The organism is Trichocoleus sp. DQ-U1 (assembly GCF_039961925.1).
GTDB lineage: Bacteria > Cyanobacteriota > Cyanobacteriia > Cyanobacteriales > FACHB-T130 > FACHB-T130.
In genome coordinates this window covers 1-14958 of record NZ_JAMPKB010000003.1, presented here as the reverse complement: position 1 = coordinate 14958, position 14958 = coordinate 1, and the positions used below count along the sequence as shown (strand labels likewise).

Sequence of the window (14958 nt, the reverse complement as noted above, 5' to 3'; positions counted from 1 at the left end):
GGTTCTAGGAATTACGCCTTGAAGACGATCGCGGGATCGACGCGAGTGACTTTTTGAATGGCAAAGATGGCAGAACCGACGCACATGACAACCGTGATTCCCAAGGCAGCGATCGCAGTTGCCGGAGTGATTAAAATGATGATTCCCTGACTGGAAAATGTCCAGGCTACCACTCCTAAGCAAAGAACCATGCTGGGAATATAGCCTAGAATTGCCATCCACAGCGCCTGTTCGATGATTGCACAGTAGATAACCCAATCGGACGCGCCCATCGCTTTGAGGGTGCCAAATTCTTTGATGTGATCGGATACTGACGAGTAGAGGATCTGACCGACAACGATCGCCCCGACAATTATCCCCACCGCTGCACCAAGACCCAGAAGGAACCCAATTCCAGTTCGCTTTTGCCAGTAAGTCTGAGTCATTTCAATCATTTCGGCGTGAGTGTACGCACGGGTATCTGGTAAAGTGGCTTCTAACTTCTGCTTAAGTGCCTCTAAATCCTGACCTGGCTTAGCTTGAATCAACACATAAGTGATGGGGTCTGATGCGGCTAACGGTTTGGGTACAGAAGTAGCAGTGGGATCGAGCTTCTCATAAGTGTTAGTACATTGGATTCCCCTCGATCCTGATTGCAATCGGCAAGACAAATTAGAAGTCTGACCAGAATTTAAGTAAGCATTGGCACTCTCCAATGAGGTAAACATATAAGCATTTGATGCAATTGAGCGATTTCTTTGGGTGAAGCCAACTAACCGAGCTGGTAAAGTACCTACTTCAGCGACATCACCTATCTTTCGTACCTTTAGGGAGTCCAAGTTAGTTACATCCACCATTACGGTGTAAGGTTCTTTTAGGGCACTCACACTTCCTTGTGTGATATTTGTTGGTACAAACAATTGTCCGTTTGGGTTAAATCCGATGACTCTCACTGGAGCAATCTCACCTGAAGCGTGACGCCATACGGAACCCCTAGCAATGAGTGCTTCGGCTCGCTCTACGCCTGCCACCTCTTGAGCCAGAACGACGTGCGCTTGGGGGATTGGCAATGTCAAGTCAACGTACACCATACTTTTTGATGCCACCCAAATATCGGCTTGGGAATTGTCAATTAATTTAGCAGCGGAGCGACTAAAGCCATTGAAGATACCCGTTTGAATTGTTACCAGGCTAACGGCAAACATAATCCCTGCCTGAGCCACAAGTAAACGAGGAATGTCTTCGAGCAAGTGCTTCCGAGCTAGTGAAACCATAAGAAAAGATTTACGATTACTTGCAAGTTTGACCAAAAGTTAGGCTAAAGACTTAAACGGATAAGTGCTTCTCAAATTAACTCTACTGTGTTTAAAAAGAGCCGAATCCAGGATGATTCTACCGCAAGAGAATTTAATAATCGTCAAATGGGAGCGATTGTTGCCAAAGGGGTAGAGATGGCATTCCCTTCAGGGCAACAGTCTTATCAAGTTCTTAAAGGGATTGACTTAGAAATCTGTAGGGGCGATATCCAACTCTTGATGGGGCCGTCTGGCTCGGGAAAAACTACCCTGCTGTCAATCTTAGCTGGGCTGCTGACACCCTCAGATGGAAAGGTGTACTTACTCGGAGACGAGATTACAGGAATGTCTAGGGCAAAGCTAGCACGGTTCCGACTACACAATATCGGCTTTATTTTTCAGGGTTTCAACCTGTTCGGGGCACTGACAGCATCTGAAAATATTGAAATCGTGCTAAATGTTAAAGGCATTTGGGATAGGGTCGCCCGACAGCAAGCAAAAGTTTTGTTGGAACAGGTGGGATTAGGGGATAAAGCGAACCAGAAGCCGGGTGATTTGTCTGGAGGACAAAAACAGCGGGTAGCGATCGCGCGGGCTTTAGCAGGCAATCCCCAATTGATTATGGCAGATGAGCCAACCGCTGCCTTAGACTCCCATAGTGGGCATACCGTAATTGAGTTATTGCGTCAGCTAGCGAAGGAAGGCGGCTGCACGGTGCTGATGGTGACGCACGATCCTCGGATTGTCGATGTCGCCGACCGAGTCGCTTATCTGGAAGATGGAGTTCTCAAGAAAGAATAGTGTAAATCGGGCAACATTCACGATGCTGCTTGCATGGTTTGGACAATCTCACGCAAGGTTTCTGATACTGAGCGGGGATGCCAACCTAGTTCCTGAAAGGCTTTGGTGGCATCTACCCGGACGCAGCGGTCGTAAATGTAGTGAACGCGCTCCCGACTGAGGGGTGGCTGCCATTTGAAAAGGCGTCCGACTGGATCGAGTAAATTTCCCAAAAATCTCACGACCGGCTTAGGAGCTTCGGCGGGGACAGGAATATTGGTTTCCTGACTGAAAATCTCGAACATTTCGCGGGTAGTCAGCTCACCAGCAGAAATAATGTAGTGTTCTCCAGGTTTGCTTTTTGCTGCTGCTAGAATCATCGCCGCAGCTAAGTCATCCACATGGACAATGCCGGTAATGCGATCGCCTCCTGCCCACACCTTTAGCCGTCCTTTGAGAAATTGTTGCATCACGGGGCCAAAATGGGGATCGTCCGCCCCAAAAATCCCAGACGGCAGAAGACTCACAACCGGAAGCCCTTGCGTCGCAAATCGATCCACCCATTCTTGCGCTTGGTATTTGGTGCGATCGTAGGCAGAGGAAAAGTTAGTCTGTGTCCGCTTAAAAGTTTCATTTACAAGTTTGCCCCCCGTATCGCCAAACACGCCAATGGTGCTGCAATAGACGACTTTAGAAACGCCAGCGGCTTGAGCAGTTTCTAACACGCAGCGGGTTCCTTCCACATTCACCCGCTCCATTTCTGCCTCATCAACGATGCCCAGTTCTACATAGGCAGCCGTGTGAAAAACTATATCTACCCCAGTCATTGCCGAACGCATGGCATTCCGGTCGGTGATATCTCCGTAAACCAACTGCACGTTGCAATTAGAAAGACGCGCTAGATTGCTCGATTTTCGGACTAGCCCCACCACCAAGTCGCCCTGCTGCTCTAAAGCCCGCACTAAGTGAGAACCTGTAAATCCGCTGGCTCCAGTAACTAGCGCCTTCATAATGCTTTTTCGTAAATGCGGTAAGTTTTATAAATCTTGCCCCCCGCTGCTTCAATTAGCTTGCGGGAGGGAAAATTATCTTCATAGACCCAGGAAAGTTCCGCTTGCTTATAGGGTTTACCTTTTTGAATTCCCCCTTGCATTCCCAAATAAATCAAGGCGAGAGGTACCATTTTTCGGCGATATTCCGGCAGCGAACAAATGGCAATTACTCGTCCTCGATCAATTTGACGGCGATACCAAAGGAACTTAAGAATTCCCAGCCAATTTAACTTTCCATTGACGTGTTTTAGAGGAATATTGTAGTCGGGTAATCCCATCCAAAACCCAATCATTTCCCCGTTATATTCGGCAATTGGAAAGACATCCGGATCTACTAAAGTCTGTAGTTCTTTCGCTTCTTCTAAAAATTCTTCCTGGCTGCGCGGGGTTGAACTCCAGTTATTAGCGAAAGCGCGGTTAAAAAGATGATAAAGGCTGATGCAATCTTGCTCAAATCCTTCTCCTTTTGTTCTTAACGGACGAAAGGTAACACCTGATTTACAAGCAATCCGATAAGCTTTCTCAAATTCTGCTGATAAGGGTTTATCTAAAGAAAAATTATAGGCGTAAGCATCCTTAGCTTTATGCCAGCCATCTTTCTCTATAAATTCTGGATAGTAGGACGGATTATAGGGCATCATCACCATTGGTGGCGAGTCAAATCCGTCTACTAAAAATAAACAATTATTGTGAGTTGAGAGGTCGATGGGACCCCGAACAACCGTCATGCCTTGCTCCCGCAACCAGTTGCAGGCAGTCTCAAATAAGGATTGCGCGATCGCAAAATCTTGGACACACTCAAAAAAACCGAATAAACCAACATTTTGTCCTTCTCGTTCAATCAACCGATGATTGACTGCGGCAACAATGCGTCCTACTGCCTGAGAACTGTTTGCTCCCTCAGAGATAGCAATAAACTGTTGAAGTTTCCCATACTGAAGGAACGGATTACTAGGAGTGAACTGCTTGGCAATACTGCTGCGAATTGGCGCTACCCAGTGAGGGTCGTTCGCATAAACTCGCTCCGGAACATCCAAAAACATTTTAGTTTCTTCCGGAGTTGTTACTGCTCGAATTTGAATCTTTTTTGTTTGATTCTCCACCATTTTTATAGTTTTAAAAGTGTTTAATGAAACAACTTTTATTTAACTCTCCAAATTCATTGGTAAAGTCAATCCATTGAATGACTTAGCTTGCCAGAACCTTTTCTTGAGGAGTTTCTGTTCCCTTGTTCGCTAGATATTCGGTAAGCTGAGCTTCGATTTCGTCGCGCACAATTTGACGGTACTCGATAAAATGCTCAATATGGGCGCAATTAATTAAATAAGACTCAAATACACCCGGATTGTGCTGGATGATGGAGAACATTTGACGCCAGAACTGGAAGCGTGTACTGCGCTTCAGCCCCTGTCGCCAACAAATGATGAACAGTGCCTTGATATCTGTGAATCCCGGCATTCGGAACTTCTTCTTGTGAGGAGTCGGCTTCATTTCTAGGAAGTGTCGATGGACTCGTGCCAGATAGCGAGCTGGTTCATACAGTTCCCAGAAACAACTGACGTATTCACGAGCCAATTCTTCTAAAGGACGACTGGGGATAAAATTGGTAAGCGTTGTCTGGTGGATATTCGCCTCTTCACTCCCCTCCAGCAAACGACCCTCTTTTTGAAGTCGATGCCACAGCGCTGTATTGGGCAAAGCCTGAAGCATACTGAACAGTGCTTGAGGAATTGCTGTCGCTTCCACAAAATCAATAATCCGACGACCTGCTCCAGCCTTTTCACCATCAAAACCAATGATGAAACCAGCCATCACGCGCAAACCCGCCCGATTGATTTTCTGAACCGATTCCATCAGGGAATTGCGCGTATTTTGGAATTTTTGAGTCAGAGCCAGACTCTCTGTGTCCGGTGTTTCGATGCCCAAAAACACTGCACTGAAGTTGGCAGCGACCATCAAATCCAGCAATTCCTCATCCTGTGCTAAGTCTACCGAGGCTTCCGTCGAAAGGCGGAAGGGGTAGCCGCGAGCTGCCATCCAGGGACCGAGTTCGCGCAGCAAGAGCTTGACGTTGCGCTTGTTGCCGATGAAGTTGTCATCAACCACAAAAATAGAGCGCCGCCAGCCTAAATCATACAGAGCTTGTAACTCAGCGAGCAGTTGCGCGGGGGTTTTCGTGCGTGGCTTGCGCCCATAGAGAACAATGATGTCGCAGAACTCGCACTGGAACGGGCAACCCCGCGAAAACTGCACCGACATATCGTTGTAGGCAGTTAGATCCAGCAGGTCGAATCTGGGAATGGGTGTGTTCGTGACATCCGGCTTTTCGCCATTGGAACGGAATACCCCCTCGGTTTCACCCCGTTCTAAAGCCTCGACTAAGAGCGGCAGGGTAATCTCGCCTTCGTCTAAAACCAGAAAGTCTACTCCGGCTTCCTGTGCCGCATTTGGAACTGAGGTAACGTAGGGACCACCGACCGCTACCAATTTGCCGCGCTGCTTTGCTTCGCGGATCAGGTGTAGCATATCGGGTTTCTGGACAATCATCCCGGAGATGATGACGAGGTCTGCCCAAGCCCAGTCTGCTTCAGTCTCACATCGAACATTGCGGTCTATTAAGCGGAACTCCCAAGTTTGGGGCAGAATCGCTGCGACTGTAATCATTCCCAGCGGAGGAAGCGATACCTTCCGTCCGATTAGTTCTAGCGCTTTGTCAAAAGACCAGAACGATTTGGGAAATTGTGGATAGAGGAGCAGTACACGCATCACGCACTCCAAAAAAGGGGTTAAGCAAACGGCTAGTCATACGGCAATCTCAGGTTAAGCCTGGTATTGCTATGCACTAATCGTTGGTTTATACAATAAGTCCCGAACGGCTACCATACCTGCCACCAAACGATCCATTTCCTCGTGAGTGTGGAGAGCGTTGACGGTAATGCGTAGGCGGGGTTTGGCAATAAACCAAATCGGAGAGACCCAAAGACCGCGCTCTTGCAAAAGTTGTCTGCCAAAGACCTTGGGATTAATCTCCGACGGTAAAATGACTGGGACAACGTTGGTCTCGCCAATTGCGGCAAAATCATTTTCAGCTAAGCGCGATCGCAAGTATCGGGTATTTTCCTGAAGCTTTTGGACTCGTTCTGGCTGTTGACGAACGATACGAATGCTTTCTAAGGCAGCAGCGGTGATGGGTGGCGGTAAAGAAATGGTTCCAATTGAGGTGGGCGAAACATTCAGCAGCGGTTTTAACTCCGCGACATGACTGCTAATGGCGGCTCCGGCTGAGGCGGCAAACTTAGAGAAAGTTGTCATAATCAGTGGCACGACGCCCCGCTCAATCGCATAACTGGGCAAAATGCCAAAATGCTCGTAGATCCCTCTTCCCGTGGCTCCAATGGCACCGCTGGCATGAGCTTCATCCATCACCAGCACGCTGCCCTCGTATTTTTGCAGGACACTTATCATGTCGAGCAGCGGCGCGATATCCCCATCCATTGAGAATACGGCATCGGATACAACCAGAATGCGATCGCCAGGTCGGGCATATCGATGCAGTTTCCGCGCCAAATCCTCCACATTACAATGGCGGTAAGCTTTTACACGGGTGCGGGGGCTATTGCCAAACACTTTTCCGGAACGAGTCCCGGCATTGACCACGGCTGAGACAATGCAGCCATGATTGAGGACATCGGTGAGAATTAAAGTTTCGCGAGTGTTCTGAAATCCCGGCACGGGAATTGCCAAGTGGCAGAAGGCATCCATTAAGGCTTGCATCGCCATCCAAGCATTCAGAAATAGCTGGGTATGGGGCAGATGCTTAAAGGCTGAAATCTCGTCCTCTAGCTGTCGATGCAGATCGATTCGACCGCTCAAGACGGAGCAGGAGCTGTTTGACGTTCCGTATTTCAGGATGGCATCAATGGCACCTTGCTTAACGGCTTCTTCGTGAACTAACCCTAAAACATCATTGGTGCAGAAGCTGAGAACGGTTTGACGCTCACCCGTCGCCGCGTCTTCAATCTCGACTGTATTCCCCTGCTTCTGATGACAGATATATTCATCGGGGTCAAGTCCGCTCTCGTACCAATGCTGGACATATTCTTTAACAATTTGCACAAGTTGACTCCTCTCAGCTTTTACCAGATCGGCGATCGCCTCTGGCTCAACAGTAATATTTGCCAGACTCAGTTTCTGCTATCCAGGTCTGACGAAACGCCCGAAGGAAGAAGACCTCATAGTGTTTATGAATATATTGCTCCAGCTCACTTGACCGCAGGACTGAGAAAGGGCTAGAGGATACGCCGCTGCTAAGATTGCCTTCATCCGAGTGAATTTTCTTGGGTTAGTTCAGATGGCTCTCTTGCAATCGCCTCACGAGAGAGAAATAGACTTTTCTGAATTCCCCTGATGATTTTGCGATTGACTAGATTTTTGCACAAATTTCTCATGTTGCCGGACAATTAGCCGCTGGATAGCAATAATCGCTGGATTTATTTCTACATAACGTCGCTGGGGATTGGCTAAATAGGTTCGCTGCTCGCTTTCGATCATCTCGATGTCTTGAGCGAGAAATTTCAACAACACAAAGCGCGGGAGCAGGATTTGCAACAAAGGCTTGAGCGGGTTGAGTACCCATTTTGGCAAGCGGACTTTGAAAAAGAAAAAGGCAAAAGAGCGGCTCTCAGTTAAGCCAACGGGCAATCGCATCAAGTATAGGGCGGAAACTCCCTGGAGAACGGTATAAAAATGAGGGTATCGATACTGAATCGAGATCGGTAAGGTGGTGACTTGGTCAGCGCGATCGCTCAATCCGAGAAACTGAGCCATGCGACCTTTGTAGGAAACATTGTATTCGGCGCAGACTGCTGCGTCTGTCTCCCGCAGACTTGTTAGCACCGGATCGAACCAACCCTGCAATTTTTGGTGCAGGAAACCATGAAAAACATCCATCGTGTTCTCATTGCAGATGGAAAAATGTGCCTGGAAGTGGGCACTCACTGGCACCATTAACCAATCTGGCTCGTCAAATTCAGGGATATCCGGCGGCTGACAGGTGGTGGCGAGAGCGCGATCGCCAGGGAAGATCCAGATAAGATTATATTTTTCTTGCACTGGATAACTGCGGGCTTGGGCGCGGGGAAGTTTTTGGGTGTCGGGAAGATAGGGAATGCTGACACAATGACCTTCACCGTCAAATTCCCAGCCATGATAAGCACACGCCAAGTTACACCCTTGGACGGTGCCCTTGTGGAGTGCGATGCCTTTGTGAGGGCAAGCATCCTCTAAGGCATGGAGATTCCCTTGAGTATCGCGAAAAATTGCGATCGCTTGCTGCCAAATGACGACAGGCATGATATCACCGAGCTTCAGTTGGTCTGCCCAACCCACCGGATACCAATGATTCCCATTGATGCCCACCTCTCGAACAGCATTCTGAACGGTCTGGCTGGTTAGCGTTGTAGCCAGTTCCATGAATTGTGCCTCTGTTGCCTGTTTCTGTGACAATATTTAGCTTCCTAGTCGCCGATAAGTCAATATCAATTTGTTTTGTCTTTTGGGATTTTTCAAATGATGAATCACCCATCACCCAGAACAGCCCAAAATAAGTTGATTTCCACCTATCTAGGTTATGATGACCAAAAATTGCAGGTTTCTGGCTTATGTTGGGCGATCGCAGACTGTTAGTGCTGCTGGCAGCAGGCTCCCTGACTACCATGACGGGGGGAGTCATTGCGCCAATTTTGCCAGAAATGGTACAACAACTTCACCTCGATCCTGCATTTGCCGGTAATTTGGTGAGCCTTCATTGCCTGACGATTGCCCTATTCAGCCCACTGCTAGGGATTTTGGCAGATCGAGTTGGTCGGTTACGGGTGCTAATTCCTTCCCTAATTCTCTACGCAGTGTTAGGCACGGCAGGAGCTTTCATGCAAACGCTGACGCCGCTGTTAGTGATGCGGGGGTTGCTGGGTATCGCGAGTGGGGGGATTGCCGCGGCGAGTCTGGGCTTGCTGGGGAATCTGTATGAAGGCGAAGCGCGATCGCAAGCTTTAGGTTACGCAACCAGTACCCTAACTCTGACTGGTATTGCTTTTCCGCTTTTAGGGGGCTGGGTTGGTGCCACTCACTGGCAATATGCTTTTTATCTGTATGGGCTAGGGTTGCCGCTAGCGTTTTTGGTTGCTTTAATTTTGAAAGAAAAGCCACCGAAGCTTCGGGTTAAAGAACGTGCCACGGATTCAAACCAAAAGCTGGGTAAAATCATCGGACAGCCCCACGCCTTGCAGTTGTTACTGACCCTTTGCTTAGCCTCAGTGGCAATGTATGCCGTCGTTATTTACGCACCTCTTTACCTCAAGGCAACGATAGGGGCAGGAGCATCTCTCAATGGGATTGTCCTGGCATCGCGGGCAGTTGGGGCAGCTGCTGTCTCCGCTTTTGCTGCGAAGGGACTCGCCAAGCGACTCGGTTTAAATCGAGCCACCGCAACCGGATTTGCCCTGATGGCATTAACCTTGGCAACCATCCCACTGCTGTCCCAACTCCTCTGGATTTTGATAACAGCGGTACTCTTCGGGGTGGGATTTGGGATTGTGCTACCCAACCTCTATAGCGCTTTAGCCGATCTCGCCCCCTCACAACTCCGGTCTAGCGTGCTGGCAATCGGAACGGGTGCCGGTTTCCTCGGACAGTTCCTCTCCCCGATTCTCCTAGGGCCAGCGATCAATTATGGCGGCTTGCCAGGGGTCTTTTATGGGGCAGCGAGTGTCTCGATGGTGGCAGGATTGCTGCTTTTCTTTGGTAGCAAAGACAAATTTAATCGCGATCCTCTGGAAGTCTAACCTCTTGCTCCACTTCCAGTCCAGCTAGAAAATTCCGATCTTCGCTAATATGAGGAAATTTTAGTTGAGAATCCGGAATTCCCCTTTCTACTTGACGTTGGCGAACTTTGGCAAAGCTGCCAGGAGCCAGAATTCGCAGTCGGGGAGGAGGCACCTGATCCTTGCGTTTGGATTGATAGTAAACGTTAGTTTCCTTGAGTTTACGGTCAAAGCTGGCTAAAAAAGCAAGGCGATCGCTCAAAATATGACCATTAACGAGTTCAATATTCACGAGATAATGGGCGGGGAACTCATTTTCGGACAAAGTGATACAAAAATCCTCTAGTGGCAAGCTAAATTCTTGTTGCAGGCTTTGCATCACCTGAGTGGCATGAAATTCGGTCGTCTTCTCCGTCGTGGAAGACAAGATCCCGCCTCGACGGTGACGAAATACAATCAGAGGAGCCTGCTCGTAAAAACCCAGCACTTCTACAACATCACCAATATCGTAACGGTAGAAGCCGCTATAGTTGGTCATCAGAATCCGGTAAAGTTCTCCCGCCTTCACTTCCGTGGCGAGTAAGGTTTTGGGATGCTCTACTTCCCACTGGTCTTGCGGGATAAATTCAAAAAAGCCTGCTTCAATGGCTAAGATGCTGCCATCGTTGTTGAGGTCGTGGTAAATACTAAAAGTGCCTTCAGCGGAGGCGAAAACGGCACCAAAGCTAGGGATGTCGTCAAAGTAGGTGGGAAATCGCTCAAAGTAAAAATCTGAGGTTCCTCCCCGCGCGGTGGCGGTAAAAGATAGCTCAGGCCATGCTAGTTTTGGGGTAAGCCGTCCCTCTGATTTTAAGATTTCACGCAATTGAGCAGCGCGACCTGGATTTGCTGACCATTGCCGTTCCAATTTGGCTCGAAGTTCGGGTTCGAGTGTTAACCAACTGGCAATGGTTCCGGTTTCGATGTCTCGGATCAAATCTTCCGCGTAGCGCTCTAAATAGTTGCAGATTCGCAGGATGAGCATGGGAAAATTGGCTCCCATTCCTCGCATCGAGCGATCGCGCAGGGCAAATAAGAAGCAAAGATAATGGCGGGTGATACTATCCGCTGCTTGTAGGGTTTCGTAAGGATGGGCAAAGAGTTGTTCGTAGAGAAATTTGCCCATGCGGAGGACGCCTGTACCTCCCGGCCCATATTCAATCCCGCCACTGGTGCGTCCCGTTATTTGGGCGGTGTTGGTGACTAACAGTTTGCCAAATTTTCGATCTTGCGAACGCAGCGCCTCACCTAAAAAGCCGATGCAAGTCAGATTCGCCCATCCCAACGAGTTCTGAAATCGCTGAGTCACCGGGATTAATTTCTGATTTCCCGTCGAGCCACTGGTCGTATTGAGATAAACGACCGGATCTGGCGTTAAAATATTTTTTTCACCTTGGGCAATGCGTTCAGTATAGGGTTCATAGCTGCTGTAAGGCAGAATCGGAATCTGTTGTTGAAATTGCTCGATTGTTCTGATATCTCTCAGTCCATATTTGCGACCTAATTCGGTATCTTTATGAGCTTGCAATAGCTCCTTTAATAACTGCTCCTGTACAGCAGAAGTCCGGCGAGTTTTTTTCACAAAATTCGCCCTGGCACGTTCAGCAATCGTTGTCAAAACTGGTAGCAATAGATTTGCCATTAGTGCATTAGATCCATTAGCAAGAATAACTAGATGTCGATTAAAGCAGATTTTTTCTTTTTCTTCAAACTAAATGCTAAACTTCGCTAGTAGTTATTATTCATAATGTCTTTATTAATGACTAATGAGCGATGAAAACGAAGCTTTTTGGGGACAGTTATAGCAGTTCTATAGGAGTTGTAAATTTTATGAACCGCGTTGGCGAAGCCTGCGCGTTGGCGAAGCCTGCGCGTTGGCGTTAGCCTCGCGTTAGCGATAGCGCTTAGACGCCAAGAGCGATAAGGAAGAGAGAAAAGAGATATCTAAGCTTTCATAAATGAATTATGATTATATATCCAACTATTATTGACTCAAAATAGGTGAGGAGATAGGTATGGAAACCAAATCGGAAAATGTCATAAAATTAGACTTGGAAAAGCGGGTCAAGCCAATCGAACGAGTGGATATTTCATCGATAACACCAGAAATATTTTTTGAAAAATATCAAAAAACCGGAACTCCTGTTATCATGACGGGCTTATTGGAAAGTGAAGGTGACTGGAATCTAGACTATTTATGTGAAAAATTTGGCAATCAAGAGTTAATGTTCCGGAATCCAGGGCGGGAAAGAGAAAAGCAGGAAAAGCGCAAATGGAAAAGCATCGGCAGTGGCGTGAATTTGCAAAGTATGCCATTCACAGAATATGCAGAGATGTTGCGTAACCATAAGGCTCATGAAAATGACATTAACCTAGGAAAATGTCCCCTCAAAAATACTCCGCTTGCAGATACCCAGTCTTTAAAAACAATTGGCTCTCGGCTGGGTTTAACGAAGCCTGCAAGCGAACTGAACATCTATGTAGCTCCGGGAGGTCATCGTTCAGGCTTACATTATGACTCAGTGGACGGCACGCTGATGCAACTGCATGGTGCTAAAAAAATAGTGTTTTTTCCACCCTCACAGACCTACAATCTCTATCCATTTCCGGTATATATTCATTTGCGACACGGCTTGAAATTGCGTTCTTGGTTTAGTCAGGTGGATCTGGAAAATCCTGACTTTAAAACAATGCCAAAATTCAAGCAGGCACTCCAGCATAAATGCGAAGTAATCCTTGAGCAAGGTGAAACACTTTATATTCCTGCCGGTTGGTGGCATGAAGTCATCGGATTGGGCGATGAAATGGTGTGTGCAGTCAATCGTTTCTGGAGGATATATCCTACATCACGAGCCGTGTTCTCTTGGAGTCGATGGCGTGCAGCTTGTGGAATTATATTTGCCTTACCCTATACTTTTTTGAATTTCGCGATCGCTCTCGGCAGCAGCAATAGAAAACAAAAAATTAGTAAGATTTCCCATAGGATATAACCGTCCTAGCTAATCAAATCGAATAAAAAAGGCTTCAGGTGTGTTGATATACAGAAAAAGTGTGAGGAATGGGAGTTTATGACCTTATTAGCAAAACTTTCTGTAGGAATGGCTTTTTTTTGTGTGGCGTTTGTCTTGGCAAGTCTAGTGGAATATTGGCTACATCGCTTGATGCACGTCTCGCCTCGGATTGGCGAACGTCATCGAGATCATCACCGTCGTAACGAAGGACAGGGGGTGTTGTGGGAGTTTCGAGACTATGTTAGAGGCAGTTTGCTAGTAATGTGTTTGATGTTTTTCTACTCGTGGGAGGCTGGAATCGGTTGGTTCCTCGGTGGCTTATTCTATGCTGCATTTTCAGCTTATGCCCATCAGCTACAGCACGAAAACCCAACCAAGTGCTTCTGGATGAAGATGCCGGTTCACTACGTGCATCACAAATATGGAATGTGGCATCACAATTTTGGTTTGGGGGTGGATTGGTGGGATCGGGTTTTTGGCACTTACAAGCCTGTAGAATGGCTGGGCGAAGAGGAACTGAGTCAATCACGGGGTTATTTGCAACTCCGGTGGCGGTAGGCGTGTCCTAGCGGGAATGAGATTGACGCAGGTAGCCGGGAAATAAATTTCCGGCTTAAAGCTAAAGTAAGCTAAAGCTTACTGGGTAAGCCGTTGAACCCGTTAAAACGGGTTTCAGCTTTTAGTCCAAACTTTAGTTTAGGGCTTTGGTTTAAGGCTGACTTAATGACATTCTCCTCGCTGCCATCCCAAGGGCAAAATGTCCAACCTGGGTTAAAGCAACCTAAAAAAATTCTAATTTCTCTCCCTTTCGCAAGAGACTTAGTGATATCGTTCCTACAACGCTTTGAGTTTGACAAATTCGGGTTTCAACCGCAGGAGAATTACTTTGAGCTACTTCCAGGAGGCTAAAGCCCACTTTGTTGCGAGTCATCAGCATCCCATCAACCAGTTTCTGCACCACTTGACTAATGTTCTAGCGATCGCCGCTGTGGGTTTTCTGTTTTATGATTGGCGGTTAACGCTTGTGTGTTTAGTCCTCACCCAAGTATTCGCTTTGGGCGGTCATGCTGTCTTCGAGAAGAATCACCCGGCTTTTGTCAAGTACCCCGGCATTACCATCCTGGTTTCCCTCATGTGGTCTTTTGAGAACTGGTTTGGACTGCGCCAAGTTTGGACATACTTGCATCGCAAGCAGAAAGCGTTGAATTAAATTTCAGCCGCAAGGCGAGTATTCAATTAAAAACATTGTGTCTTCATCGGGGCAGGCTTCTATCCGACGCCCTGAAAACCTGGAATTTATTTGCAGGTAACGATTGAGCAAATTATTAAGGAGTGTTCATGTATCAAGGTCTACTGGTAATTGATGCAGATGCCCATAAAATAGAAAATCCTTTAGTAATGCGGGATTATCTAGAGCCAGAGTATCGCGATCGCATCGGTTTAGCGATTGATAGTCTGGGCGACCAACGGGCGAGAATCGTAGACTTTAATCCGGCAACGGGTAAAAACGACTTTATGCGGATGTTCCCGCAGCCTCAGGGACTGGGGAAAGGTGGCTTTCGCAACCTGCATCCAGATACAACCTTGGGGGCAATGTTCAATCGCGTGCGGATTGAACACATGGATAAAGAAGGCATTGATATCCAGGTAATTTACGGCACGCTCAACTTAGTCTTTTCTAGCTTATTGGATAAGGACTTTGCGATCGCGCTGTGTCGTGCTTACAACAACTACATTGCCGACGACTGCCGGGGTTACGATAACCGGCTCAAACCCATTGGTGTATTGCCTCTACAGGATGTAGATGCCGCAGTTGCGGAAATGCACCGTTGCGTCAACGAACTGGGTATGATTAGCGTCGCCGTTGCCCCAAACCTCCCGATTCCCCATCCGAAAGCGCCCCAAGCTTTCCCCGATATCCGTACCTGTAAAGCGATTAGCCATCCTGACTTCCGCCCGATCCTGCAAGCAGCAGCCGATT

At 47.7% G+C, this 14958-nt stretch carries 13 protein-coding genes; 6 read left to right on the top strand and 7 right to left on the bottom strand.

Annotation, left to right across the window (positions count from 1 at the left end; genetic code table 11):
* Nucleotides 1–11: 11 nt before the first annotated feature.
* The gene (locus NDI34_RS01850) at nucleotides 12–1253 is read right to left on the bottom strand and encodes an FtsX-like permease family protein (protein ID WP_348231685.1); all 1242 of its coding nucleotides are present in this window, start codon (nucleotides 1251–1253) and stop codon (nucleotides 12–14) included.
* A gap of 147 nt (nucleotides 1254–1400) precedes the next feature.
* Between NDI34_RS01850 and NDI34_RS01845 the strand changes: the two genes are divergently transcribed.
* Complete coding sequence (locus tag NDI34_RS01845; protein ID WP_348231741.1) at nucleotides 1401–2075, top strand: ABC transporter ATP-binding protein; 675 nt, start codon at nucleotides 1401–1403, stop codon at nucleotides 2073–2075.
* Between the two features lie 17 nt (nucleotides 2076–2092).
* Here NDI34_RS01845 and NDI34_RS01840 read toward each other — a convergent pair whose 3' ends face one another.
* From NDI34_RS01840 to NDI34_RS01820, 5 genes are all read right to left on the bottom strand, one after another.
* On the bottom strand, nucleotides 2093–3064 hold the full coding sequence (locus NDI34_RS01840; protein ID WP_348231684.1) for an NAD-dependent epimerase/dehydratase family protein: 972 nt from the start codon (nucleotides 3062–3064) through the stop codon (nucleotides 2093–2095).
* Nucleotides 3061–4212, bottom strand: a complete 1152-nt coding sequence (locus NDI34_RS01835) for a hypothetical protein (RefSeq protein WP_348231683.1) — start codon at nucleotides 4210–4212, stop codon at nucleotides 3061–3063. The genes NDI34_RS01840 and NDI34_RS01835 overlap by 4 nt, the downstream gene beginning before the upstream one ends.
* 82 nt (nucleotides 4213–4294) lie before the next feature.
* Nucleotides 4295–5872 (bottom strand): B12-binding domain-containing radical SAM protein, encoded by a 1578-nt coding sequence (locus tag NDI34_RS01830; RefSeq protein ID WP_348231682.1) that lies wholly within the window; start codon nucleotides 5870–5872, stop codon nucleotides 4295–4297.
* A gap of 69 nt (nucleotides 5873–5941) precedes the next feature.
* On the bottom strand, nucleotides 5942–7222 hold the full coding sequence (locus NDI34_RS01825; RefSeq protein ID WP_348231681.1) for an aminotransferase class I/II-fold pyridoxal phosphate-dependent enzyme: 1281 nt from the start codon (nucleotides 7220–7222) through the stop codon (nucleotides 5942–5944).
* Between the two features lie 255 nt (nucleotides 7223–7477).
* Nucleotides 7478–8578, bottom strand: coding sequence for an aromatic ring-hydroxylating dioxygenase subunit alpha (locus NDI34_RS01820; protein ID WP_348231740.1), 1101 nt, complete (start codon nucleotides 8576–8578; stop codon nucleotides 7478–7480).
* 188 nt (nucleotides 8579–8766) lie between these two features.
* Here NDI34_RS01820 and NDI34_RS01815 point away from each other — a divergent pair, with 188 nt between their 5' ends.
* Nucleotides 8767–9948, top strand: a complete 1182-nt coding sequence (locus NDI34_RS01815) for an MFS transporter (RefSeq protein ID WP_190414658.1) — start codon at nucleotides 8767–8769, stop codon at nucleotides 9946–9948.
* Here the strand turns inward: NDI34_RS01815 and NDI34_RS01810 are convergent.
* Entirely contained in the window at nucleotides 9923–11608 is a 1686-nt protein-coding gene (locus NDI34_RS01810; protein WP_348231680.1) for a GH3 auxin-responsive promoter family protein, read from the bottom strand. The two genes, NDI34_RS01815 and NDI34_RS01810, sit on opposite strands and share 26 nt — an antisense overlap.
* A 373-nt stretch (nucleotides 11609–11981) precedes the next feature.
* Between NDI34_RS01810 and NDI34_RS01805 the strand changes: the two genes are divergently transcribed.
* The 4 genes from NDI34_RS01805 to NDI34_RS01790 all read left to right on the top strand — a co-directional run.
* On the top strand, nucleotides 11982–12956 hold the full coding sequence (locus tag NDI34_RS01805) for a cupin-like domain-containing protein (RefSeq protein WP_348231679.1): 975 nt from the start codon (nucleotides 11982–11984) through the stop codon (nucleotides 12954–12956).
* 78 nt (nucleotides 12957–13034) lie between these two features.
* The gene (locus tag NDI34_RS01800) at nucleotides 13035–13535 is read left to right on the top strand and encodes a sterol desaturase family protein (protein WP_190414655.1); all 501 of its coding nucleotides are present in this window, start codon (nucleotides 13035–13037) and stop codon (nucleotides 13533–13535) included.
* A gap of 328 nt (nucleotides 13536–13863) precedes the next feature.
* Nucleotides 13864–14187 carry an Mpo1-like protein gene (locus tag NDI34_RS01795; protein ID WP_190536549.1) on the top strand — a complete coding sequence of 108 codons (324 nt, stop codon included), beginning with the start codon at nucleotides 13864–13866 and terminating at the stop codon, nucleotides 14185–14187.
* Between the two features lie 128 nt (nucleotides 14188–14315).
* Nucleotides 14316–14958 (top strand): amidohydrolase family protein (locus tag NDI34_RS01790; protein ID WP_348231678.1); only part of this gene is annotated, 643 nt, incomplete at its 3' end.

Coding starts and splice junctions, on each gene's coding strand:
- NDI34_RS01850 (WP_348231685.1), bottom strand. CDS start 1,253: ATGGTTTCACTAGCTCGGAAGCACTTGCTCGAAGACATTCCTCGTTTA.
- NDI34_RS01845 (WP_348231741.1), top strand. CDS start 1,401: ATGGGAGCGATTGTTGCCAAAGGGGTAGAGATGGCATTCCCTTCAGGG.
- NDI34_RS01840 (WP_348231684.1), bottom strand. CDS start 3,064: ATGAAGGCGCTAGTTACTGGAGCCAGCGGATTTACAGGTTCTCACTTA.
- NDI34_RS01835 (WP_348231683.1), bottom strand. CDS start 4,212: ATGGTGGAGAATCAAACAAAAAAGATTCAAATTCGAGCAGTAACAACT.
- NDI34_RS01830 (WP_348231682.1), bottom strand. CDS start 5,872: ATGCGTGTACTGCTCCTCTATCCACAATTTCCCAAATCGTTCTGGTCT.
- NDI34_RS01820 (WP_348231740.1), bottom strand. CDS start 8,578: ATGGAACTGGCTACAACGCTAACCAGCCAGACCGTTCAGAATGCTGTT.
- NDI34_RS01815 (WP_190414658.1), top strand. CDS start 8,767: ATGTTGGGCGATCGCAGACTGTTAGTGCTGCTGGCAGCAGGCTCCCTG.
- NDI34_RS01810 (WP_348231680.1), bottom strand. CDS start 11,608: ATGGCAAATCTATTGCTACCAGTTTTGACAACGATTGCTGAACGTGCC.
- NDI34_RS01805 (WP_348231679.1), top strand. CDS start 11,982: ATGGAAACCAAATCGGAAAATGTCATAAAATTAGACTTGGAAAAGCGG.
- NDI34_RS01800 (WP_190414655.1), top strand. CDS start 13,035: ATGACCTTATTAGCAAAACTTTCTGTAGGAATGGCTTTTTTTTGTGTG.